The organism is Bradyrhizobium sp. Arg237L, assembly GCF_029990105.1.
In the GTDB taxonomy this organism is placed as follows: domain Bacteria; phylum Pseudomonadota; class Alphaproteobacteria; order Rhizobiales; family Xanthobacteraceae; genus Bradyrhizobium.
Map to the genome: position 1 here is coordinate 56,839 of NZ_JAQMIL010000010.1, position 21,893 is coordinate 78,731.

Consider the following 21,893-nt stretch of genomic DNA (forward strand, 5'->3'; position numbering starts at 1 on the left):
GTCATGCTCATCGGTCATCAGCCCAAGGATTTCCTGCTCGCGGTCTCCGGCCTCACCGTCTCCTTCGACGGCTTCAAGGCGGTCAACGATCTCTCCTTCTACGTCGAGGATAGCGAGATCCGCGTCATCATCGGCCCCAACGGCGCCGGCAAGACCACCGTCCTTGACCTGATCTGCGGCAAGACCAAAGCTACCTCGGGCTCGATCCAGTTCCGCGGCCAGGAGCTGACGAAGCTGCGCGAGAACGAGATTGTGCAGGCCGGTGTCGGCCGCAAGTTCCAGACGCCCTCGGTGTTCGAAGACCTCACCGTGTTCGAGAACCTGGAGATTTCCTTCCCGCGCGGCCGGACCGTGTTCGGCTCGCTCACGTTCCAGCGCGACGCTACGGTGAAAGAGCGCGTCGAGGAAGTCGCCGAGATGATCTTCCTCAAAGATCGCCTCCACACCTATGCGGACCAGTTGAGCCACGGGCAGAAGCAATGGCTCGAGATCGGCATGCTGCTGATCCAGGACCCGGACCTCCTGATGCTGGACGAGCCCGTCGCCGGCATGAGCGTGTCCGAGCGCGCCAAGACCGCCGAACTGCTCAACCGCATCATCAAGGGCCGCTCCGTGCTCGTGATCGAGCACGATATGAAATTCGTCGAGGACATCGCCCACAAGGTCACCGTGCTACATCAGGGGCAGATTTTGTCCGAGGGAACGATGGAGCACGTCAAGAACGATCCCAAGGTCATCGAAGTCTATCTCGGGCACTAGCGCATGATCCCGGAAAGTGGCGTCCGGTTTCCGGACAAGATCATGCGCAAGAAATAAGGAACACGTCGATGCTCGCAATCTCCGATCTTCACGTCGCCTATGGCCAGAGCGAGGTGCTGCACGGGCTCAACGTGTCAGTCGCGGCCAACGAAATCGTGGCGATCATGGGCCGCAACGGCATGGGCAAGACCACGCTGATGAAGTCGCTGATGGGCATCTTGCCGGCCAAGAGCGGCTCGGTGACCATGGATGGCACCGAGCTCAACAAGCTCGAAAGCTATGAGCGCGTGGCCAAGGGCCTCGCCTATGTGCCGCAAGGCCGCATGATCTTCTCCACCATGACGGTGAAGGAGAACATCGAGACCGGCCTCGTCGTGCACGGCGAGTCCGAAGTGCCCGGGGATATCTACGAACTATTCCCGGTGCTCTTGGAGATGAAGAACCGCCGCGGTGGCAATCTGTCCGGCGGCCAGCAGCAGCAGCTCGCGATTGCGCGGGCGCTCGCGACCAAGCCGAAAGTGCTGCTGCTGGATGAGCCGACCGAGGGCATCCAGCCGTCGATCATCAAGGAGATGGCGCGCACCTTGAGGCGCATCCGTGACGAGCGCGGTCTCTCGATCGTGGTCTCCGAGCAGGTGTTGAGCTTCGCGCTCGACATCGCCGACCGTGTGCTTGTCATCGAGAACGGCGAGATCGTCCGCGACGATCCGCGTGATGCTGTCGATGCCGCGCAGATCTCGAAATATCTGTCCGTCTAACCAAGGCAAGTAAAAAGGGGAGCTTTTGATGCCAGAGACACTCATCAAGGTCGATCTCACCAAATCGGCTTACGACAACGACATGGTGCATAACCGCTGGCACCCGGACATCCCGATCGTGGCGTGGGTCAATCCCGGCGACGACTTCATCATCGAGACCTATGACTGGACCGGTGGTTTCATCAAGAACAACGATTCCGCCGATGACGTGCGCGACATTGATCTGTCGATCGTGCACTTCCTATCCGGCCCGATCGGCGTCAAGGGCGCCGAGCCGGGTGACCTCCTGGTCGTCGATCTCCTCGACGTCGGTCCGCTCAAGGAGAGCCTGTGGGGATTCAACGGCTTCTTCTCCAAGCAGAATGGCGGCGGCTTCCTCACCGATCATTTCCCGCTGGCGCAGAAGTCGATCTGGGACATCAAGGGCCTCTACACCTCGTCGCGTCACGTGCCCGGCGTGAACTTCGCCGGCCTGATCCATCCCGGCCTGATCGGCTGCCTGCCCGATCCAAAACTGCTGTCGACCTGGAACGCGCGCGAGGCCGAACTGATCGCGACCAATCCGACCCGCGTTCCTGGGCTCGCCAATCCGCCGTTTGCGCCGACCGCGCATGCCGGCCGCGCCAAGGACGACGTCAAGGCCAAGATCGGCGCGGAAGGCGCGCGCACCGTGCCGCCGCGCGAGCATGGCGGCAATTGCGACATCAAGGATCTCTCGCGCGGCTCGAAGATCTACTTCCCGGTCTATGTGCCCGGCGGCGGCCTCTCGATGGGCGACCTCCACTTCAGCCAGGGCGACGGCGAGATCACCTTCTGCGGCGCGATCGAGATGGCCGGCTGGCTGCACATCAAGGTCGATGTCATCAAGGATGGCGTGGCGAAATACGGCATCAAGAATCCGATCTTCAAGCCGTCGCCGATCACGCCGAACTACAAGGACTTCCTGATCTTCGAAGGCATCTCGGTCGACGAAGCCGGCAAGCAGCATTACCTCGACGTTCACATCGCCTATCGCCAGGCCTGTTTGAACGCGATCGAATATCTGAAGAAGTTCGGCTACTCCGGCGCGCAGGCCTATTCGATCCTCGGCACCGCGCCGTGCCAGGGCCACATCTCCGGGGTCGTCGACGTGCCCAATGCCTGTGCCACGCTATGGCTGCCGACGGAGATCTTCGACTTCGACGTGATGCCGTCGTCGGCCGGGCCGATCAAGCACATCACGGGCGACATCCAGATGCCGATCTCGCCGGACAAGTAACTCCCTGCGCAACGAGGTGCGGGACGGCGCGTATTTGCCGCCCCGCATCCGCCGCGAGTTTTCAAGTTTGATCGCGCAAGGAGGAAAAATGCCTGTCTACGAATATCTCTGCAACGAGTGCGGTCCGTTCAAGGACATGCGGCCGATGTCCGAATGCGACCTGCCGCAAGACTGCCCGCAATGCGAAGCGCAATCGCCGCGCGTCATCCTGACCGCGCCGAGCTTCTTCTGCATGCCTTCCGACAAGCGCAAGGCCCATGTCGTCAACGAGCGCAGCGCGCATGCACCGAAAACGCTCGACCAGTACAAGGCCTCACACGGCCCCGGCTGCGGCTGCTGCACCGGCAAAAAGCCGGCGCGCCTGATGACCAAGAGCAAGACTGGCGCCAAGGGCTTTCCAACCGCGCGCCCCTGGATGATCAGCCATTAGAACTCGGTTAGTGGCGCGTAGCGCGCAGCTCCAGTGTCGGTTGGGTGATCCTGGCGACGAACCCTTCGAAGCCCACCACTCTCTGCCTGGCCAGTTCGCCGTGGAGTTTGCGGATCTTCTCCGACTCGGCGACGAAGGTCTCGAAAGCCTGCTTCGCAAATTCCGTCTGAAGCTCAAACACCTTGTCGAGCGAGCGGACGGCCGCGAGCTTCTCCAGGAAGCATAAGGTTTGGTTCAGCGATTTCCTGGTATAGTCGCTGTAGGCATCGGCGATCGTTGCTACGCTGACGGCGACGGGCTCGGCCGCTACGATGGGAAGGGCGGGGACGGTATCAGTTGCGGAAGCCTCAACCGACGCGCTTTCGATCGACGCGACCGGTGTGCTGATCGGCTCGTTGAACTGAATCTCCTCGCTGATCTGCTCAGGTTCATTGATCTGTTGTTGGGCGCCCTCCAGTTGGACCGCCACGGGCGCCGGCTCGGGAACTTGTTGTGCGCGGGCTTCCTTGCTCGGCACAGTCTTCTTGCGCTGCTGTCCTGTCTTCCCCTTGCGCTGGCTGGATTTTCCGACCGGCTTATTCCCATCCGCACTCAACATTGGAATCGCTCCGGATATCAAATATCAATTGATCAGCAAGCCTCCGTCGTGTTTGCGCTGGATTCGCGGTTGGGCTTTGTTCTTCGCGTGGCAGTCATGTGGTGACATTTGGAAGGAGGGGCGCCGGCGGCCATCTCGTGCCCATTTCCGGCTGCGTTGGGGCACGGGAAGGTTTGTTCTCTTAAGCACGGCTCATATACTGGGCAGCCACCGCGGCGCCGTCACCGGAGCCCAATAAGAGGTCGCGCGAGTTCTCCGTGGGTCAATGGTCCAGTAGGGGAGTTGGTAATGCGGCGATTGAGGGGTCGGCGAAGGTTCAAATCTTTGACGATGCTGGCGGTTGAGGCCAATCATGTGATTGCGCTGCGGCTGATGAAGCTGATGTTGGGTGGCAGAGGAGCCCGGCGCGAGGCCGAACTCTTGATCAGCGAAAAGATCGATGCGGCCGTCGAAGCCGGCACAAGGTTAATGTCTGGAGCTTCGGGAGATGAAATAGTTCGTCGTTATCGACGGCGCGTAGCAGCGAATGCGAAGCGTCTCGGCAAATCGAACTTGGGTCCCCTAAAGCGAACACGGCGCCGACGAAAGTAGCCGACCAATCGCCGCCATGCGCGTCTGCGCCGGCCGCTGCTGTGAAGGGTTTCGGATGCCGGCCGCCGAGCACGCGGCGCCGTCCTTCACGCGGCCGGCATCCGAAACCCTTCACAAAGTGCGACTTGGCGGAAGGCAGCTCGTGGCGCAAACCGGATTTCGCAAACCGACCCACTGCTGCAAGGGCTGAAAGCGATGTTACAGTTACGATAGCGTTGTGCCGTCGCGCCGCGCTACGATCCGCCGATGGACTGATGGTAGTCAGCAGTTGGGAATGTCAGGAGCGGGAGCATGAAGGCAATTGCACTGGCGGCCGTCCTGCTCACTGCTTCACTTGCGCCGGAAATCGTACGCACCACGGCCCAGCAAGTCGCGAGCTGGCAAATGTCGCATTTTCATGAAGTACCCCAGGCGCCTGAAACAGATTGGACACGCGCCGCCTTCTATATCGGTCTCGCAAGATGGGCCGCGACACCAGGTCAGATGAAGTACTTCGACGCGATCCGCGAGCTTGGAGAACGCACCGGTTGGCAGATCGGCAACAGCGACTGGGCGCCCCCGATCTACCTTGCGGACGATCATGCCATCGGGCAGGTCTACATCGCCGCCTATGATCATTTCGGCGATCGGCGCATGATCGAGCCGACCGTGCAGCGGCTGGAATATATCCTGCAGCACCCACCACAGGTCTCGCTCGAATTCGACAACGCAGAGTGCCTGCAGCGATGGTGCTGGTCTGACGCCATCTTCATGGGGCCGGCGACATGGTTCGGCATTGCGCGCATCCAGAAGGACCAGCGCTTCCGCGATTATGCCGACAGGGAATTCTGGGCCACGAAGGACTTCCTATTCGATAGCCAGGAGCACCTGTTCTACCGCGACAGCCGCTTCATCGGGAAAACTGGCGCACATGGCGAAAAGATATTGTGGGGCCGCGGTAATGGCTGGGTGCTCGCTGGGCTTGCCAACATCCTGCGAGAGCTTCGTCCCGGCGACCCGCTGCGCGAGAAATACGTCAACCTGTTCGTCGAGATCGCAGATCGCGTAGCGAGCCTGCAGCGCCCGGATGGCTTCTGGTCCACATCGTTGCTCGCTCCGCCCGAGGTAGGCACCCCGGAATCCAGTTGCACTGGATTCCTGACCTACGGCCTTGCCGCCGGGGTGCGGATGGGACTTCTCGACGCAAAGCGGTTTAGTCCAGTAATTGAACAAGGCTGGCGGGCTCTGGCATCGGCGACGGTCAACGGCCGGCTCGGCCGCGTGCAGCAGATTGGCGACAGGCCGGACGCCGTTCAGATCACGGACACCCAACTCTACGGGTCTGGCGCTCTCTTGTTGGCTGCATCTGAACTAGTCCACTAACATCACATCATCAGAAGGCGGCATGTGCACGACGTGTGCACCGGGAAATCAACAGAAATCTACTCTCGGCCAATTTGAAGCAGTGGCGCTCTGCATGTTGTGTATCGGCTGTTCTCGCGCGCGATTGGCGTGTGAAGATCGATCGCGAGACCAGGTCGTGTCCCCTCTCAGGGGTCTCATCCCGCAAGAAACCCGCCGTCCACCGCGACCACCGTACCTGTCGCATATTGCGAAGCCGGCATGCAGAGGAAGGCGACTGCACCGGCAATATCTTCCGGCTGCCCCCATCGCTTGAAAGCAGTGCGGTCGGCAATGCGCTGATAATGAGCGCGATCGGTGCGGCCGGCGGCGTTGATCGCTGTCTCGACGTAGCCGGGCGCAACCGCATTGACACGAACGCCGTCCTCAGCCCAGGCCAGGGCCAGCGCCTTGGTCAGCATCACGACGCCGCCCTTGCTAGCGCAATAAGCGGGAATCCGCGGCAGCGCCAGCGTGGCGTTCATCGAGGCGATGTTGACGACCGATCCCTTGCTGTCCGCGAGCAGGGGGCGGAATGCCAAACAGGTCCGGAACGTGCCGGTGAGATTGACATCGAGCACCTTCATGAAGGTCTCGATCTCATATTCCTTGTCGCGCGCCAGAATGCCGGCGCAATTGACCAGCGCATCGACGCGGGTGTGTCGTTGGGCGAAGGACGTCACCTCGGCATCATTGGTCACGTCGAGCGTCGCGAGCGTGAGGCCTGCGCGCGGCTTGAGGAGGGATCGCGCGAGATCGGCGTCATTGACGCCAGTTGCGGTCACCGTCGCGCCGAGATCGCAGAACTGGTTGCTGATGGCGGCGCCGATATCGCCGGCGCCGCCGATCACGACGGCATGGAATCCGGGGGCCAAATCAAAATTGGAATTCATCGGGATCATCATTCTTCAGGGGTTTGAAGGCGGCGCCGTGGACTCGCGGACCACCAGCGAGTAGTCGACCTCGTGGTGCATGATGGTCTGCTCGCCCGCGAGACTTCGGACCAGATATTCGCCGGCGCGCTGCCAGGTTTCGCCGGTGGGAACGTGAATGGTGGTCAGGCTCGGCCGCAAATGGCGGCTCCAGTCGAGATCGTCGAAGCCGACGACCGACAGGTCACGCGGCACCGAAAATCCGCTGCGCTCCGCCTCGAGCAGAACGCCATAGGCGATGACGTCGTTACCGCAGACGACGGCCGTGGGCCGGTCCTCCAGACTGAGGAGATAACGCGCCGCTTCCCGCGCATCGTCGAGCGTATAGGGCACCTCGACATGCCATTGCGAAGGCAGCGCCAGCCCGGCCTCAGTCAACGCGCGGCGAAAGCCGGCAACGCGCGCGCTGGCGCGGTCATTGTTGCGCTGGAGCGCGGACACTATTCCGATCCTGCGATGGCCAAGCTCGATGACATGCGTTGCGGCACGATGGGCGGCGGCTTCATTGTTGGTGCCGACGCAAGGGTAGGGGCGGTCCGGCTGATAGATGCCGACATTGATGAAGGGCACCGCATTGTCGGCAAGCAGCTTGCGCAGCCCTTCGTGATGGCAGTCGCCGCGAAGCACGAGGCCATCGACGCCGCGGCCGATCAGATTGCGCGCCTGTTGCAACTCGACGTCGAGATCATAGCCACTCGTGGTGAGGAACAGCATGTAGCCCACCGACGAGAGATATTTTTGCAACGAGGCGATGCCGCGCGCGAACATGGTGTTGTCGATCGTGGGCACGATTGCGCCAAACGTACGCGATCGTCGCGACGACAGGATGCGGGCCGGCGCATGCGGGATGTAACCGACGGCTTCGATCGCCTGCGCGATGCGCGCACGCAAGGACGGACTCACCGCGTCGGGATTGTTGAGTGCACGCGAGACGGATGCCGTCGACACGCCGGCTCGTGCCGCGACGGCGCGGATGCCTTGCTTCGCTAATCTGGCGGCCGGCAGATCCATGAATGTAACGTTACAGTCGTGGTTCAGGGTGGCAGAGAGAAATTTCTGCAATGATGTCCTACGTTGGGCGAATTGTCCATTGCTTGACAGGAGTGAGATGAGGCTTAGAATGTAACCGTTTTCAGAAAGGCGCTTCAGAAGGGGCGCTGCCGGGTGGGCGGACAAGCCGGGTCAGGGAGGAGTTCAAATGAACGCCAGGATGTTTGCGGCGCGCGTCGCGTTGCCGGTTCTCGCGGTCATCGCTGTCAGCAGCGAGGGGCGTGCGGCGGATTTCGACTGGAAGAAATTTCAAGGCAAGACCGTAACCTTTCTCGTCAACAACAATCCCGTTGCGCAGGCGCTGCTTGCCTACAAGGCCGATTTCGAAAAGCAGACCGGCATGACCTTGAAGGTCGACGGCTACCAGGAACAGCAGATGCGCCAGCGCCTGGTCACGGTGATGAACGCGCATAGCGATGAGGTCGACGTGTTCATGACGCTGCCGTCGCGCGAGGGTGAGCAGTTCGCCGCGACCGGCTGGTATGCCGATCTCTCGGCCATGGCGAAGAACGACGTGGCGAAGGAGTACGATCCGGCCGGACTGAGCCAGGCCCTGCTCAAGGCGGCGACCTTTGGCGGCAAGCTGACCAGCATGCCGATGAACATCGAGGGGCCGATCTTCTATTACCGTACCGACATCTTCAAGAAGTGCGGCCTCGAGCCGCCGAAGACCATCAAGGATGTCGAGGCGGCTGCGGCGAAGATCAAGGCTTGCGACAGCTCGGTCACGCCGTTCGTCTCGCGCGGGCTGAAGCCGGCCGTCGCCTATACGTTCAGCAACATGCTGCACAATATCGGCGGCAGCTATATCGCCGGCGGCAAGTCAAACCTCTGCTCGGTCAAGGGCAAGGAGGCGCTCGACACCTACAGCCGGCTGCTGCGCGACTTCGGCCCGCCCGGCGTCGTCAACTACAGCTTCCAGCAAATTTCGGCGCTCTATCGCGGCGGCCGGGCCGCCATGTCGTTCGAATCCTCCAACGAGCTGCGCACCGTGATGGACGGCGGTGCTCGGCTCAAGGATACCGCCCTGATCCCGTTCCCGGCCGGCGAGGCCGGTCAGGTGCCGACCGTGATCGGTTGGGGCATGGCCGTCTCCTCGCACAGCAAGCAGCCCGATGCGGCCTGGTACTTCGTGCAATGGGCGACGAGCCCGGCCGTTCAGAAGAAGATGGCGCTCCAGGGGATTGCGCCGCCGCGGCCGTCGGTCGCCAACGATCCTGAATACCGCAAGTGGATCGACGAGGAGCCGGTGCGGAAGGAGTGGCAAGCGGCGCTCGACGTGCTCGCAACGAAGGGCTCTTCCGAGGTCGGCTATCCCATCGTCGCCAACCCGGAATCGCGCGAATTCATCGGCCAGGCTGTGCAGGATCTGATCCTGAAGCAGAAGACCGTCGACCAGGCTTGCGCAGACGCCGACAAGGCGCTCGACGCGCTGATCGCGCAGAAGTAACGGCACGGAACGCCTGCCGCCTTCACGCGGCTGGACCCTCATTGGATCAAGGAATGTAGGCATGTCGGACGCGGCTGCGACATTGACGCAGGACCGGCAAAGGCTGGAACTGTCGGCGCTCTCGGCGCCGGCGGTGATCTTCACCGTCGCGATGATCGCGTTTCCGGTGATCTATACGGTGTGGCTCGGCTTCCAGAGCTTTTCGTCGACCGGCAAGCAATCCTTCGTGGGCTTGGCGAACTATGCAAAGCTCGTGTCCGACCATGAGTTCTGGAACGGGCTCTGGGTGACCATCGCGCTTTATGTGCTCTCGCTGGCGCTGCAACTCGTGTTAGGCGTCTGGCTGGCGCTGGTCCTGTTCCACGCCAAGCGCCTGCCGGGCATCGTGCGCTCGCTGTTCATTTCGCCCTTCATGATGCCGCCGGTGGTGGCTGGCATGATGTGGATTGTCATTCTCGATCCGTCGTTGGGGGCGGCCAACTATATCCTGCAATTTCTCGGCCTGCCGCCATCGGAGTGGCTAGCGTCGCCGACCTGGGTCATTCCGACCTTCGCGCTGATCGATACCTGGCAGTGGACGCCTTATGTGGCGTTGATCGTGCTTGGCGGACTGCAGTCGCTGCCGCCCAGCGTCTACGAGGCCGCGCAGATCGACGGCGCGTCCGCATTCAAGACCTTCCAGCGGATCACGCTGCCGCTGCTGTTGCCGACCATCGTCACCGCGGCGATCCTGCGCAGCGTCGATTTGCTGCGCTTCTTCGATATCATCTACATCACGACGCAGGGCGGCCCCGGCAATGCGTCGAACACGCTCAACATCTATGGCTTTCGGGTCGGCTTCGAGTTCTTCAACATCGGCTATGCCAGTGCGCTGATGCTGACCTTGACCGCGATCGTGTTCGGCGCAGTGCTCGCCTGCAACCGCCTGCGCGGCGCGGTCGCCTGGTAGGTGAAGCGATTATGGATGCGTCCACCACCGACCGCTGGATCCGCTGCCTCAACCTGCTGCAGCTTGTGCTGGCGGGCATCATCATCATGACGCCGACGGTCTGGATGGTGTTGTCGTCGCTCAAGCCCTCCTTCGAGGTGACGGCCTATCCGCCGACATTGGTCTTCACGCCGACGCTGAGCAATTACGTCGAGCTCACGAAAACCACGCCGTTCCTGAGCTACGCCCTCAACAGCCTCATCGTCACCATCGGTTCAACTGCGCTCGGATTGTTGTTCGGTATCCCGGCGGCCTTCGCCGTCTCGTGGACGCGGATTTCATGGCCGGCGATCCTGACGCTCGCGGCACGCATGGCACCGGGTACGCTGTTCCTGCTGCCCTGGTACGTGATGTTCCGGCAGGTCGGCATGATCGGCTCGTACACCGCACTGATCCTCAGCCACGCGGTGATTACGCTGCCGATCGTGATCTGGATCCTGCTGCCGTCGTTCGACGCCATCCCGCGCAGCGTCTTCGAGGCGGCACAGGTCGACGGATGCAGCGTGACGCGGATTCTCTGGCGGATCGCGCTGCCTCTGGTAGCCTCCGGCATCGCCGTCTCGGCGATCCTCGCCTTCGTGTTCTCGTGGAACTACTTCCTGTTTGCGCTGGTGCTCTCCAACGGCGACACCAAGACGCTGATCGCGGCAGCCTTCAATTTCATCGGTGAAGGCTCGACGCAATGGGGCGCGCTCATGGCCGCGGCGACGCTGATCGCATTGCCGCCGCTGGTGCTGGCGGCTCTCGTTCAGCGCTGGCTGGTGTCCGGGCTGACGCTCGGTGCGGTGAAAGGCTAGGTATCTCATGAACGTATCACCACGTCCGAATTCGATCATGCAGGCGGCGGTCTTCCATGGCCACGACCGCATCACCATCGAGCGTGTGGCGATGCCTGATGTCGGGGCAGGTGAGGTGCTGGTGCGGGTCTCCCGCACGGCGCTGTGCGGTTCGGACTTCAAGCTCTGGCACAAGGGTGCCGAGTTCACCGCGGGCCACGAGATCTTTGGCGTGGTCGAGCAGCCCGGCCACCGCCTGCATGGGCGCCGCTGCGCCGTTTACATCCCGCTGCACTGCGGCCACTGCGCCGCCTGCAAGCGCGGCGATACGCAAATGTGCTTGGAGGTCTCAAGCCTGATCGGCTGGAACAGGCCGGGGGGCTATGCCGAATATGTGCCGGTGCCGGAAAACTGTCTGCTGCCGGTGCCCGATGACATCGAGGATAGCCTCGCGCCGCTTCTGCTCGACGTGATTGGCACGTCCGGTCATGCCGTACGGTTTGTCAGTCGCGTCGTGCCACCGAGCGATGCGGGGCCGGTTCTGGTGATGGGCGCGGGCCCGGTCGGACTAGGAGTCGTGCTGGTGCTTCGCAGCCTTGGCTACGACGAGGTTTATGTCGCAGATCCGAATGTGACGCGCTTGAAGATCGCGCAGTCCTTCGGCGCCAAGGCGCACCCGGTCGGCGAGACGTCGAAGCGCTTCGCCCTCATCATGGAGTGCTCCGGCGCGCATGTGGCACGCAATCTCGGGATCGAGCTCGTGTTGCCACGCGGCGCGCTGGTGCTGGTCGGCGAAAATGCGGCGCCCTGGACCATCGAGGAAGGCAAGGTGTTCCGCCGCAAGGATTTTTACATGATCCGGACCTTCTATTTTCCGGTCTCGGATTTCGAGCCGAACATCGCGCTGTTGCGGCAGTACAAAGACGAGTATCGCGTGCTCGTCGATGGGGAGTTCGGTCTTTCCGCGCTGCCCGAGAATTTCGCGCGCTTCGCCAGGGGCGAGCTCATCAAGCCTGTGCTGGCGCTGGACTAGTGATCATGGCCTCGATCTCGATCCGCAATCTCGTCAAGCGCTACGGCAATTTCACCGTGATCCCGGATCTCAATCTGGAGATCGCGGACCATGAGTTCGTCGTCTTCGTCGGCCCATCCGGCTGCGGCAAGTCAACCCTGCTGCGGATCATCGCGGGCCTCGAGCCGATCACGTCCGGAGACCTCTACATCGGCGACAAGCGCGTCAACGGCGTGCAGGCCGCGCAGCGCGACATCGCCATGGTGTTCCAGGATTACGCGCTCTATCCGCACATGCGGGTCTACGACAACATGTCGTTTGCGTTGGAGTTGCGGGGAACGCCGAAGGCGGAGATCGACGCGCGGGTGAAGCGCGCTGCGGCGCTGCTGCACATCGAGCCGTACCTCGATCGCAAGCCGAAAGAGCTGTCCGGCGGGCAGCGCCAGCGCGTTGCGATGGGACGCGCGATCGTGCGCAATCCCAAGGCGTTTCTGTTCGACGAGCCGCTGTCGAACCTCGACGCGAAGCTGCGCGGGCAGGTGCGTGCCGAGATCAAGGCATTGTCGCAGGAGCTCAAGACCACGATGGTCTTCGTCACCCACGACCAGATCGAAGCCATGACCATGGCCGACCGTATCGTGGTCCTGCAGAGCGGCACGATCCAGCAGTACGACACGCCGGAGACGGTTTACGAGCGGCCGGCCAACCAGTTCGTGGCCGGCTTCATCGGTTCGCCGGCGATGAATTTCTTCCCGGTCGAATGGCGACAGGAGCACGCGATCCTTTCGCAAGGCGGAACGGTGGTGCCGCTAGGCGACGAAACGGCAAACCGGCTGCGGCGTGCCGGCACCGGTGTCCTTGGCATTCGTCCCGAACATTTTGCCGTCGCGGCCGAGACGACCGACGGCATTGCCGTAAGCGTCAGGCTCGTCGAACCGCTCGGCTCGGATACGCTGATTCATTTCGATCTCGCCGGCGCCTCCGCCATCGCCCGGGTCGATCCGTCACTGCGGCCGAAGGTCGGCGATCGCCTCAGCCTCCGTCCGCAACCGGGCAAGACGCATTTGTTCGACGCAGCCAACGGACAGGTCTTGCGGTGAGCTCGCCAGCGAACATCGGAAATCTATCAGCGCTGGCGGACGTCGCGTCCGGAACCCGGCATGTGCAGCTCATTTGCCTCGGTCTGTCCGCGCTCGACCAGGTTTGGCGTGTCGATCGGCTCTTTGCGAGCGGAAGCGAGAAGATCAAGAGCCTGGACTACGCGACCCTCGGCGGTGGCATGGCCGCCAATGCCGCGGTTACCGTTGCGCGGCTCGGCGCGTCGGTCGCGTTCTGGGGGCGGGCAGGGAATGATGCCGCCGGCCACGAGATGCGGTCGGCCTTCGTTGCCGAGGGCGTCGACGTCGAGAATTTCCGGCTGTTTGCCGATGGTCGCTCGTCGGTCTCCGGGATCATCGTCGACAGCTCCGGCGAGAGGCAGATCGTCAATTTCCGCGGCCTCTATCCGGAGGCAGCGGATTGGCTGCCACTGGAGGCGGTCGCACGCGCATCTTGCGTGCTGGCCGATCCGCGTTGGACGGAGGGAGCCGCGACGTTGTTTCGCGAAGCCCGCGCGCGAGGCATTCCGACGGTGCTCGACGGCGACATGGCCGATGCCAAGGTGTTCGAGCGGTTGCTTCCGCTGACGGACCACGCGATCTTCTCCGAGCCCGCGCTGACCTCCTTTGCCGGCTCGGCCAAGGATCAATCGCTCGCTGCACTCGCGCGCTACGGCTGCCGTGCCATCGCGGTCACGCGCGGGGAGGACGGCGTGAGCTGGTACGAGAGCGGCCGCCTGCATCGGCAGGCCGCCTTTGCCGTCGACGTCGTCGACACTACCGGCGCGGGCGACGTCTTTCACGGCGCCTATGCGCTTGCAATCGGCGTCGGCCTCGATGTGCGCGACGCCATGGCGTTTTCGGCAGCGACGGCTGCGATGAAATGCCGCCACGCGGGCGGACGTAACGGAATCCCCACCATCAACGAGTGTCTTGCATTCATGAGGACGAAGCCATGAGAACGATTGGAAAGAACCGCGGCCTGGCGCGTTTGGCTGACCTAGATGGTCACTTCCGCATGGTCGCGCTGGATCAGCGGCCGCCGCTGTTCGATGCTATCGCGAAAGCGAAGGGGATTACGCGGGACCAGGTCGAATACTCCGACGTCACGGCGGCGAAGCGTCTCCTCGTGGAAAACCTCGCGCCGCATTGCAGCTCGATGCTGTTCGATCCGAATTTCGCGGTGCCGGCTGCGATCGATCTCCTGCCGCCACGCTGCGGTCTCATCATGACCCTCGAAGAGCACCGCGTCGAGGAAACGCCGGGCGGACGCAAGTCGAGGGCGATCACCAACTGGAGCGTGGAGAAGATCCGCGCCATGGGCGGCGACGCCGTCAAGGTGCTGGCGTGGTACCGGCCGGATGCCGACCCCGCGGTAAACGAGCATCAGAAGCGCTTTGTCCGCGAGGTCGGGCAGGATTGTGACCGCCACGACATTCCCTATGTCCTGGAGCTATTGGTATACCCGTTCCTCGGCAGTGCCAATCACACCGCCGACTACGTGGAAGCGCCGGGCAAGCTTCCCGGTCTCGTCATCGAGAGCGTGCGCGAGTTTGCCAAGCCGGAATATGGCGTTGATCTCTTGAAGCTGGAGAGTCCGCTTGCCGCCAACAGTCTGCCCGCCCGCGACGGCAGCGCTGCGGCGAAGGCCGCGCAGAAGGAGTTCGATGCGATCGGCGATATCTGCCGCGACCGGGGCATCCCCTGGGTGCTGCTGTCAGGCGGCGCCGCGCCGGAGAAGTTCGAGCGCGTCCTCGACTTCGCCTATGCCGCGGGCGCGGGTGGATTCCTTGCGGGCCGTACGATCTGGCTCGATGCCGTGCTGAAGAACTTCCCCGACCGCGCGGCAGTCGCTGCCAGCCTGCGCAAGGATGGCCTCGCCGTGCTCGAGCGTCTCAACGATCTGACGACGGCCAAGGGAACCCCCTGGAAGGCTCGCTTTCCGGTGTTCACCGACATCAAGCAAGAGGGCGACTTCGCGCGCGCCTACTGAGACTACGACGATTGAGGGCACAGTATTACAGCGGCCGCAAGGAGCGCGTCTCATTGGTATTTACGAGCGCCAGGTCGCGATCGTGGTCTTCAGAGCATCAACGGTACGGAGCACGGTGCTCTCGGAACGCCGCCGCCAACGCCCTTAGGGCTGCCCGCGACCGCTGGTCCGTCAAGGACGAATGGAGCACCACTTCGGATGAGGGAAGCGGAGGAAGGCCAAACCGCTCGCCGACATCGATAGTGCCGGCAGGCGCTATCCGATATGACAGAGGGGCGATTGCCAGCCCTGCCGCGACGGCGGCATGGACAGCGGAAGAACCGCCCCCAAGAAACACTTCGGTCCATGTTATGCCCGCCGCATCGAGCGCATGTGTTGCTATGTTACGGACGCCGCAGGTTGGAGTCAGCGCAGCCAGGCGCAGCGGCTCTCCCTGTCGGTGCTCGAACCCTTGCGCCGCGAACCAGCCAAAACGCTCGTGTGCCAGCGTCTCCCCATCCCGGCGATCGTCCTCGCGCTGGATGATCGCGGCATCGAGCCGTCCCTGATCGAACAGGTCCAGAAGTTTGCGCGAGCTATCGAGTTGTACTTCGATCGTCAGCTTCGGATCGTGGGCGTGGAGCCGTGCCAGCAAGTTCGGAACCTCCGGCCCTGCGACATGGGCAGCAATGCCGAGGCCAAAGTGTCTCGGGGGCGCATTGAGTCCGGCAACGGCGCGCTCGTGAGCCGCGATAAATTCCCGAGCCCCCTCCAGAAAGGCAGCCCCTTGCGCCGACGGCCGCACCGATCGGGGAGTCCGCTCGATCAGCCGATGCCCGATGCGATCCTCAAGCCGTTTGAGCTTCACGCTGATTGCACCCTGCGTGGTGCCCAGAGCTTCGGCCGCGCGCGTGAAGCTCTGCAGGTCGGCCACCATCACGAAAGCTCTTACGGCATCCACATCGAGCGAGAGCATTCCATTATCCGAATTTGTTGTCTCTGAAATCTATATTGATCCGGTTTTGTTGTAGTCAAGGGCCCCCTATGTTCGGCATCTGACGTGGGCGGCGAACCCGAGACCCGAGTTTCTTCGATCGAGCGAACCTCCTGCCTGCATGTCAGCGATCGGCACCAGGCTTGGAGGTGAAAGTCATGACGATTTCAGCAACACAGCGAAACACCGTCGCCCTGGCGGCCGTCTGCCTCGCGTCTCTCATGTTCGGGCTGGAGATTTCCAGCGTTCCGACGATTCTGCCGACGCTGGAGACGGTGCTGCATGCCGACTTCCAGCAGCTCCAGTGGATCATGAACGCCTATACGATCGCGGTCACGACTGTGCTGATGGCGACGGGCACGCTTGCAGATCGTTACGGCAGAAAGCGTGTCTTCGTCGTCAGCATCGTCGTCTTCGGCATGGCCTCCCTGATCTGCGGCTTGGCGCAGGACGCCCTCGTTCTCATAGTGAGCCGGTTTCTTCAGGGCATGAGCGGTGGGGCGATGCTGATCTGTCAGGTTGCCGTTCTCTCCCACCAATTCCGGGGGGGACCGGAGCGCGCACGGGCCTTTGCCGCCTGGGGCATCATCTTCGGGATCGGCCTCGGCTTCGGTCCGATCATTGGCGCGGCGATCGTCGCGATCTCCAACTGGCAATGGGTGTTCTTGGTCCATGCCGTCATCGCCGCGGTCACCACTGTCCTCGCCGAGGCCGGGGTGCAAGAATCGCGCGATCCCGACGCGAAGCACCTTGATATCGTAGGCATCGTGACGCTCTCGACGTCGGTGTTCTGCGTGGCCTTCTATATCACACAAGGGCCCGACCTGGGCTTTTGGAGCCCGACAGGTTTCGCCATCATTGCAATCGCGGTCCTGAGTTTCGCAGGCTTCGTGCTGGCCGAGACGCGCAGCACCCGCCCGATGTTCGACTTCTCCGTTTTCCGGGTTCGGACCTTCTCGGGCGCTCTCCTGGGATCGATGGGCATGAACTTCAGCTTCTGGCCTTTCATGATCTATCTTCCGATTTTCTTCCGAAGCGCGCTCGGTTACGGCAATGTCGCGGCCGGCCTGGCGCTGCTCTCCTACACGCTGCCGAGTCTCGTGGTGCCACCATTTGGCGAGCGGATCCTGCTGCGCTTCGGGGCCAGGATCGCCATCCCGACCGGACTTTTCGTCATCGGCCTTGGCTTCATGTTGATGTGGGCCGGCAGCGGCGTTGAACAACCCAGTTGGTTGACGCTGCTGCCTGGTTGTTTGCTTGCGGGCATCGGGCTGGGGCTGACCAACACGCCGGTGACCAACACGACGACCGCATCGGTATCGAGCACGCGCGCCGGCATGGCGTCAGGTATCGATATGAGCGCTCGGATGATTTCGCTGGCGATCAACATCGCTCTGATGGGCTTCATCCTGATCGCGGGCATATCCTCCTGGCTGAGGAGCGCGCTTCCTGCAGTGCTTGATGCACCGCGCCTGCAACGTCTTGCAGAAAGGATAGCGGGCGCGAGTGCCCATATATCTGACTTCCCGGAACTGAACTCCCTGCCGGCGGCGGACACTGCTGTGCAAGACGCACTGGTTCATGGCTTCAGGTTGGTGATGCTCTATGGAGGACTCTCGGTGTGGATCCTGGCTCTGTCGAGCTTCCTGATCTTCGGCCAAAAAGCGGTTGTTCCGACAAAGAGAAAAACTACTGTAGGTGCAACGTCGGTTTGATGGTCTTGTCGGAATGCGTATTGATTTTCCTCGCAAATTGTACGCTTCTCAATTAGTGGCTCCGTTATGCCGTGCAAGGAATGGCAATAAAAATGTCTCTCCGACGGCAGATCCGTCGAAAAAGAGATTTACTGCTCTCTGGCGCACGAGACGGATGGAAGAATGGTACGTCGAACTGCACTAGCGACGGATCTGGCCTGCGTTCTCGTCGCCTCATTGTTGCTGGCATGGAGCAGCGTGTGCGTGCTCGCCCAGCCGAGGAACGAGACCACGCAAGGCGGCGAGGAGGTGGTCTTTGATATTCCGTCGCAGCCGCTTGCGGCGGCGCTCAGCGCTTATGGGGCAATAGCCGGCGTGCAGGTTCTCTATGAGACGGCCCTGGCCGCGGGCAGGCCGCGAACAATTACAACGCCGATGGCTCGGTGGCCTATGTGGCCGGCGCGGTGTTGCCGGCCGCCGTAACACTGGGGGCCGGTATGCGGCTCGGCGCCGGCACCACGTTGCGGACGCCGGTGGCCGTGGCCGCGCTGATTTGGCCTAAGGCCGTTGCTCTGCCGGTAGAGATGACCGTCGCTGCCCCGATCCAACTCGCGCGCGGATCGTTGATTCCGTCGATGACCTGGATCGAACTGCCGGGTAATCAGCCGGTCAACCTGCGCCCGGTCGTGAACGGGGTACAGGGTCGCAACTGGGCGGTCGCGCCGATGCTGGGCGCAGGCGCGCTGTCATGGGGTCTGCACCTGGTGGCCGGCGCCGACCTCGGCTCGGCAGACCGGCGCGCGCTGAACCCCGCTTCCGCCGGGGCCATCAAGCTGGCCGACACGCACGCTGTCAAAGGGTTTGTGGCGGCGGAGTCGATCGGTGGCATCAAACTCCTCTACCGGTCAGGCAACGGGTTGAACGATGCCTTCGATCCGCGCGGTATCGATCCGTTCATCGCGACATCCTCAGACGCGCGATCCGGCATCACATTGGTGCCCGGCGACTCCGCAGTTTACCTTGAAACCTCGGGTGATCTCGTGCTCGGCGGGGTCGGTGATCCGGGCCGCTCTCAGACACCCAATCAGTCGGCCTTCTCCGTGGGCGGGATGAACTATCCCGGCGGCGGAGTGAACTGGTTCACGCTGTGGACTGATCACACCGCGATCAACCTGATCTCCGCCGGCGGCAACCTCACGCCCACCACCTCGTCGTCCGAGATCCCGTATCGGAACAGCGATCACAACGCTGCGGACGGATCGATCACCTATCCGTCTATTCTCCGCGTGGCGGCGCTGGGCGGCAATATCTATTACGGCGTCAACGCATTGTCCTACATGCGAAACGACCCCAATATCGTTCCGGCCTTCGTTACCCTGGCGCCATCGACTCACGGTGCATTGGAAATGCTTGCCGCAGATTCGATCTATGCGGGGCAATACTCGTTCAACATGTCCGGTTCCGGCGTGGCTTTGCCGACGCCGTTCAATCCGGCCTTTATTGGCAGTGGGGCAGGATTCCCGGTCATCAAGGTGAGCAACACCTTGCCCGGTACAACGCCGTTGGCTCTGTTTGCCTTCGGGCCTAACAGCGCCGTGATCGGCATCAGCCGCGACCCGAACGCGGATGCTATCCGCTTCTACGCGCGGGAAGGAGACATCGTTGGCCTCAGCACGGGCGAGACCCTCATTTCCAGTTCCGTGGAGGCCCGATTTGGTACAACGCCGCAGCCCCCGTCATGGTGCGCGCGGGCCGCGATATCGTCGGCGCGGGCCTTGCGCCCGGCGTAACGAAAATAAGCGCGGTGGGAGGGTTCAATTCGCGCGGCAATCTGATCGTGCATAATAACCCGAATGACATATCGATCGTGTCCGCTGGCCGCGACATCGTGTTTGCCAATTTCGATATCGCTGGTCCCGGCGTGTTGGAAGTCTCGGCGGGACGCAACCTGTATCAGGCCGACAAAGGCTCCATCACCAGCATCGGCCCGATCGCAATTGATGATAAGCGACCTGGCGCCAGCATCCTGATGCAGGCGGGCGTTGGCACGAACGGGCCGGACTATGCAGCACTGACGACATATCTCGATCCGGCCAATCTTGCGGTGACGGGCGTGCCGTTGGCTGATCAGGCCGGCAAGGTCGCCAAGACCTACGAGAAAGAGCTGGCCGACTGGCTCAAGGAGCGGTTCGACTTCGCCGGCACCGTCGAGGAGGCGAGGACGTATTTTGCCGTGCTTGCACCGGAGCAGCAGGGCAGCTTCCTGCGCCAGGTGTACTTCGCCGAGCTGAAAGCCGGTGGCCGCGAATACAACGATCGGCAGAGCTCGCGCTACGGCAGCTACTTCCGCGGCCGTCAGGCCATCGCCACGCTGTTCCCGGAGCGGGATGAAGCGGGCAATGTCCTGCAGCGGGCCGGCGACATCATCATGTTCGGCGGCTCGGGCGTGCGCAGCAATTTCGGCGGCGACATCCAGATGCTGGCCCCGGGAGGCCAGATCGTGGTGGGCGTCGAGGGCCAGGTGCCGCCTGCGTCGGCCGGCGTGCTGACGCTCGGTCCGGGTGGCATCCAGATGTACTCCAAAGGCTCGATCCTGCTCGGCCTGTCGCGCATCATGGCGACCATGGGCGGCGATGTCCTCGCCTGGTCGGCGGAGGGCGACATCAACGCCGGCCGCGGCGCCAAGACGACGATCGGCTATGTCCCGCCGCGGCGCGTCTACGACGATTACGGCATGGTGACGCTGTCGCCGAACGCTCCGTCTTCGGGCGCGGGCATCTCCGCCCGCAGCGTTATCCCCGGTATCCGAAGCGGCGACGTCGACCTGATCGCGCCGCTCGGCACCATCGACATCGGCGAGGCGGGTGTCAGCGGCCGCAACGTCAACCTCGCGGCGTTGCAGATCATCAACGCCGCCAACATCCAGGCGCAGGGCAATGTCACCGGCGTGCCCACGGTGCAGGCGCCGCCGGTCGCGGCATTGTCCACCAGCAGCAACCTGACGGCGGCGACGCAACAGGCTCAACCAATCGCGCCCAGCACCAACGACCGTCCGTCGATCATCATCGTCGAATTCCTCGGGTTCGGCGGCGGCGACGGGACCTCGCCGGATGGCGGTGAGGAGCGCCGTCGACGTGACCAAGGTCGACAGAGCTACGATCCGACGAGTTCGGTCCAGTATGTGGGCGTGGGGCAGTTGACGGACGATCAATTGCGGAAACTGACGCCGGAGGAGCAGCACCGGCTCGCCCGCCAATAGTCGGCGGACCTGCGCACGAACGTGTCGTTGAGGCTGCGGCTCGGCCTCAACGGACGCAACTTCAATTTGTTGTTGAATCGCGGAAGCTGGCTGATATCGGCAAACGGAAGCCAGTCGAACACTCGCTTGGCCGGCCGACATAGCGTCGAGCGCCTTACGCCTTGCACCATGCGGATGATTGAGGAAGGTAACGCAAGTTGGTTCGGTGCGGCGAAGGCGGTAGCGCTCCCGCGCCGCCGAAGCAGACGCTGCGCCCCCATGATGGGCTGGAGCGAGAATTCAAATTTTTCAATTGGTTAGTGGGCAGCATGTGCACGACGTGTGCACCGGGAGATCCCTCGTCCTGCAACCGCCATATCTCGATCAGGCCGCCTGGGTTTTTGCCAAACAGGCAGCCTTCTATCGTGTCGAGCTTCAGCAGGGCCAGCAAGGAGGATGGTGCTGTCGCGTAAATCCGATAGCGGCATCGTTTCCTTGTAGCTGGCCGTTTGCTCGTCAGCGCAAACCATTGGTGGTCCTGGCCGGACACCGAGCAGAACGAATCTGCTTTGCCTGAATCGGCCGTCACCGAACGTGCATTGCAGAAGACTCCGGCGTGTTTCGAATAGGCTCGTCGGAGCCCGACGCCAAAAGGGGCCGTTGTCGTGGGCGAGGCGATCTGTATTTCCCGGCTGGAATCGGGCCTAAATAGTAAAATAATATTACTAGTCAGGGCCTTCCTGGCGTGAAATATTGGCTTAGCTGCCTCAAACGAGCAGCCCGAAGGTGCCATGCCACCGCTACGCCGGCGGAGAGCACCCGGAAACAAGCATTTCGGGAGAACGCGCCTCATGCCTCTCAAAGCCTTTCGTGCAGCTATCGTTACGTCGCCAACCTCGTGGCGCGCATCCTGCCG

Annotated in this window: 19 protein-coding genes; 15 read left to right on the plus strand and 4 right to left on the minus strand. The window is 62.5% G+C overall.

Going from position 1 to position 21,893, the window contains the following annotated elements:
- The first annotated feature begins 3 nt into the window (after positions 1-3).
- The 4 genes from urtD to OZ411_RS08425 all read left to right on the plus strand — a co-directional run bounded on the left by urtD (position 4) and on the right by OZ411_RS08425 (position 3,205).
- On the plus strand, positions 4-759 hold the full coding sequence (gene urtD / locus OZ411_RS08410) for an urea ABC transporter ATP-binding protein UrtD (protein WP_282527551.1): 756 nt from the start codon (positions 4-6) through the stop codon (positions 757-759).
- A gap of 68 nt (positions 760-827) precedes the next feature.
- A complete protein-coding gene (gene urtE / locus OZ411_RS08415; RefSeq protein ID WP_282527552.1) occupies positions 828-1,517 on the plus strand; it encodes an urea ABC transporter ATP-binding subunit UrtE in 690 nt (229 codons plus the stop codon).
- Between the two features lie 28 nt (positions 1,518-1,545).
- Positions 1,546-2,775, plus strand: coding sequence for a formamidase (fmdA, locus tag OZ411_RS08420; protein ID WP_282527553.1), 1,230 nt, complete (start codon positions 1,546-1,548; stop codon positions 2,773-2,775).
- An 88-nt stretch (positions 2,776-2,863) separates the two neighbouring features.
- Entirely contained in the window at positions 2,864-3,205 is a 342-nt protein-coding gene (locus OZ411_RS08425) for a zinc ribbon domain-containing protein (RefSeq protein WP_130580549.1), read from the plus strand.
- A 7-nt stretch (positions 3,206-3,212) separates the two neighbouring features.
- On the opposite strand, the gene OZ411_RS08430 is transcribed toward OZ411_RS08425, so the two are convergent.
- Entirely contained in the window at positions 3,213-3,803 is a 591-nt protein-coding gene (locus OZ411_RS08430; protein WP_282527554.1) for a phasin family protein, read from the minus strand.
- Positions 3,804-4,685: 882 nt separating this feature from the next.
- On the opposite strand from OZ411_RS08430, the gene OZ411_RS08435 reads away from it, so the two are divergent.
- Positions 4,686-5,756 (plus strand): glycoside hydrolase family 88 protein, encoded by a 1,071-nt coding sequence (locus OZ411_RS08435; protein WP_282527555.1) that lies wholly within the window; start codon positions 4,686-4,688, stop codon positions 5,754-5,756.
- A 176-nt stretch (positions 5,757-5,932) separates the two neighbouring features.
- On the opposite strand, the gene OZ411_RS08440 is transcribed toward OZ411_RS08435, so the two are convergent.
- Both OZ411_RS08440 and OZ411_RS08445 read right to left on the minus strand, forming a co-directional pair.
- Positions 5,933-6,667, minus strand: coding sequence for an SDR family oxidoreductase (locus OZ411_RS08440; RefSeq protein ID WP_130578560.1), 735 nt, complete (start codon positions 6,665-6,667; stop codon positions 5,933-5,935).
- A gap of 15 nt (positions 6,668-6,682) precedes the next feature.
- Positions 6,683-7,717: a LacI family DNA-binding transcriptional regulator gene (locus OZ411_RS08445; RefSeq protein WP_282527556.1), complete on the minus strand. Its 1,035-nt coding sequence runs from the start codon at positions 7,715-7,717 to the stop codon at positions 6,683-6,685.
- A gap of 187 nt (positions 7,718-7,904) precedes the next feature.
- Here OZ411_RS08445 and OZ411_RS08450 point away from each other — a divergent pair, with 187 nt between their 5' ends.
- The 7 genes from OZ411_RS08450 to OZ411_RS08480 all read left to right on the plus strand — a co-directional run bounded on the left by OZ411_RS08450 (position 7,905) and on the right by OZ411_RS08480 (position 15,072).
- Positions 7,905-9,206, plus strand: coding sequence for a sugar ABC transporter substrate-binding protein (locus tag OZ411_RS08450; protein WP_282527557.1), 1,302 nt, complete (start codon positions 7,905-7,907; stop codon positions 9,204-9,206).
- Between the two features lie 61 nt (positions 9,207-9,267).
- Positions 9,268-10,155: a sugar ABC transporter permease gene (locus tag OZ411_RS08455; protein ID WP_130578563.1), complete on the plus strand. Its 888-nt coding sequence runs from the start codon at positions 9,268-9,270 to the stop codon at positions 10,153-10,155.
- 8 nt (positions 10,156-10,163) lie between these two features.
- The gene (locus OZ411_RS08460; protein WP_349016990.1) at positions 10,164-10,991 is read left to right on the plus strand and encodes a carbohydrate ABC transporter permease; all 828 of its coding nucleotides are present in this window, start codon (positions 10,164-10,166) and stop codon (positions 10,989-10,991) included.
- Between the two features lie 7 nt (positions 10,992-10,998).
- Positions 10,999-12,003: a zinc-binding dehydrogenase gene (locus OZ411_RS08465; protein ID WP_282527559.1), complete on the plus strand. Its 1,005-nt coding sequence runs from the start codon at positions 10,999-11,001 to the stop codon at positions 12,001-12,003.
- Between the two features lie 5 nt (positions 12,004-12,008).
- Positions 12,009-13,082 (plus strand): sn-glycerol-3-phosphate ABC transporter ATP-binding protein UgpC, encoded by a 1,074-nt coding sequence (gene ugpC / locus OZ411_RS08470; RefSeq protein WP_282527560.1) that lies wholly within the window; start codon positions 12,009-12,011, stop codon positions 13,080-13,082.
- On the plus strand, positions 13,079-14,038 hold the full coding sequence (locus OZ411_RS08475) for a sugar kinase (RefSeq protein WP_282527561.1): 960 nt from the start codon (positions 13,079-13,081) through the stop codon (positions 14,036-14,038). The genes ugpC and OZ411_RS08475 overlap by 4 nt, the downstream gene beginning before the upstream one ends.
- Entirely contained in the window at positions 14,035-15,072 is a 1,038-nt protein-coding gene (locus OZ411_RS08480; RefSeq protein ID WP_282527562.1) for a tagatose 1,6-diphosphate aldolase, read from the plus strand. Before OZ411_RS08475 ends, OZ411_RS08480 begins: the two co-directional genes overlap by 4 nt.
- A 97-nt stretch (positions 15,073-15,169) precedes the next feature.
- Here OZ411_RS08480 and OZ411_RS08485 read toward each other — a convergent pair whose 3' ends face one another.
- Positions 15,170-16,027: a LysR family transcriptional regulator gene (locus OZ411_RS08485; protein WP_282527563.1), complete on the minus strand. Its 858-nt coding sequence runs from the start codon at positions 16,025-16,027 to the stop codon at positions 15,170-15,172.
- 176 nt (positions 16,028-16,203) lie between these two features.
- Between OZ411_RS08485 and OZ411_RS08490 the strand changes: the two genes are divergently transcribed.
- The 3 genes from OZ411_RS08490 (at position 16,204) to OZ411_RS08500 (ending at position 20,998) form a co-directional block, all read left to right on the plus strand.
- Positions 16,204-17,760, plus strand: coding sequence for an MFS transporter (locus OZ411_RS08490; RefSeq protein WP_282527625.1), 1,557 nt, complete (start codon positions 16,204-16,206; stop codon positions 17,758-17,760).
- A 422-nt stretch (positions 17,761-18,182) separates the two neighbouring features.
- Complete coding sequence (locus OZ411_RS08495; protein ID WP_282527564.1) at positions 18,183-19,529, plus strand: hypothetical protein; 1,347 nt, start codon at positions 18,183-18,185, stop codon at positions 19,527-19,529.
- Entirely contained in the window at positions 19,478-20,998 is a 1,521-nt protein-coding gene (locus tag OZ411_RS08500; protein ID WP_282527565.1) for a filamentous haemagglutinin family protein, read from the plus strand. The genes OZ411_RS08495 and OZ411_RS08500 overlap by 52 nt, the downstream gene beginning before the upstream one ends.
- The last annotated feature ends 895 nt before the right edge of the window (positions 20,999-21,893 follow it).

What these genes read in the sequence shown, in the direction of transcription:
- urtD (WP_282527551.1), top strand. Translation starts at nt 4, where the DNA reads ATGCTCATCGGTCATCAGCCCAAGGATTTCCTGCTCGCGGTCTCCGGC.
- urtE (WP_282527552.1), top strand. Translation starts at nt 828, where the DNA reads ATGCTCGCAATCTCCGATCTTCACGTCGCCTATGGCCAGAGCGAGGTG.
- fmdA (WP_282527553.1), top strand. Translation starts at nt 1,546, where the DNA reads ATGCCAGAGACACTCATCAAGGTCGATCTCACCAAATCGGCTTACGAC.
- OZ411_RS08425 (WP_130580549.1), top strand. Translation starts at nt 2,864, where the DNA reads ATGCCTGTCTACGAATATCTCTGCAACGAGTGCGGTCCGTTCAAGGAC.
- OZ411_RS08430 (WP_282527554.1), bottom strand. Translation starts at nt 3,803, where the DNA reads ATGTTGAGTGCGGATGGGAATAAGCCGGTCGGAAAATCCAGCCAGCGC.
- OZ411_RS08435 (WP_282527555.1), top strand. Translation starts at nt 4,686, where the DNA reads ATGAAGGCAATTGCACTGGCGGCCGTCCTGCTCACTGCTTCACTTGCG.
- OZ411_RS08440 (WP_130578560.1), bottom strand. Translation starts at nt 6,667, where the DNA reads ATGAATTCCAATTTTGATTTGGCCCCCGGATTCCATGCCGTCGTGATC.
- OZ411_RS08445 (WP_282527556.1), bottom strand. Translation starts at nt 7,717, where the DNA reads ATGGATCTGCCGGCCGCCAGATTAGCGAAGCAAGGCATCCGCGCCGTC.
- OZ411_RS08450 (WP_282527557.1), top strand. Translation starts at nt 7,905, where the DNA reads ATGAACGCCAGGATGTTTGCGGCGCGCGTCGCGTTGCCGGTTCTCGCG.
- OZ411_RS08455 (WP_130578563.1), top strand. Translation starts at nt 9,268, where the DNA reads ATGTCGGACGCGGCTGCGACATTGACGCAGGACCGGCAAAGGCTGGAA.
- OZ411_RS08465 (WP_282527559.1), top strand. Translation starts at nt 10,999, where the DNA reads ATGAACGTATCACCACGTCCGAATTCGATCATGCAGGCGGCGGTCTTC.
- ugpC (WP_282527560.1), top strand. Translation starts at nt 12,009, where the DNA reads ATGGCCTCGATCTCGATCCGCAATCTCGTCAAGCGCTACGGCAATTTC.
- OZ411_RS08480 (WP_282527562.1), top strand. Translation starts at nt 14,035, where the DNA reads ATGAGAACGATTGGAAAGAACCGCGGCCTGGCGCGTTTGGCTGACCTA.
- OZ411_RS08485 (WP_282527563.1), bottom strand. Translation starts at nt 16,027, where the DNA reads ATGCTCTCGCTCGATGTGGATGCCGTAAGAGCTTTCGTGATGGTGGCC.
- OZ411_RS08490 (WP_282527625.1), top strand. Translation starts at nt 16,204, where the DNA reads ATGACGATTTCAGCAACACAGCGAAACACCGTCGCCCTGGCGGCCGTC.
- OZ411_RS08500 (WP_282527565.1), top strand. Translation starts at nt 19,478, where the DNA reads ATGGTGCGCGCGGGCCGCGATATCGTCGGCGCGGGCCTTGCGCCCGGC.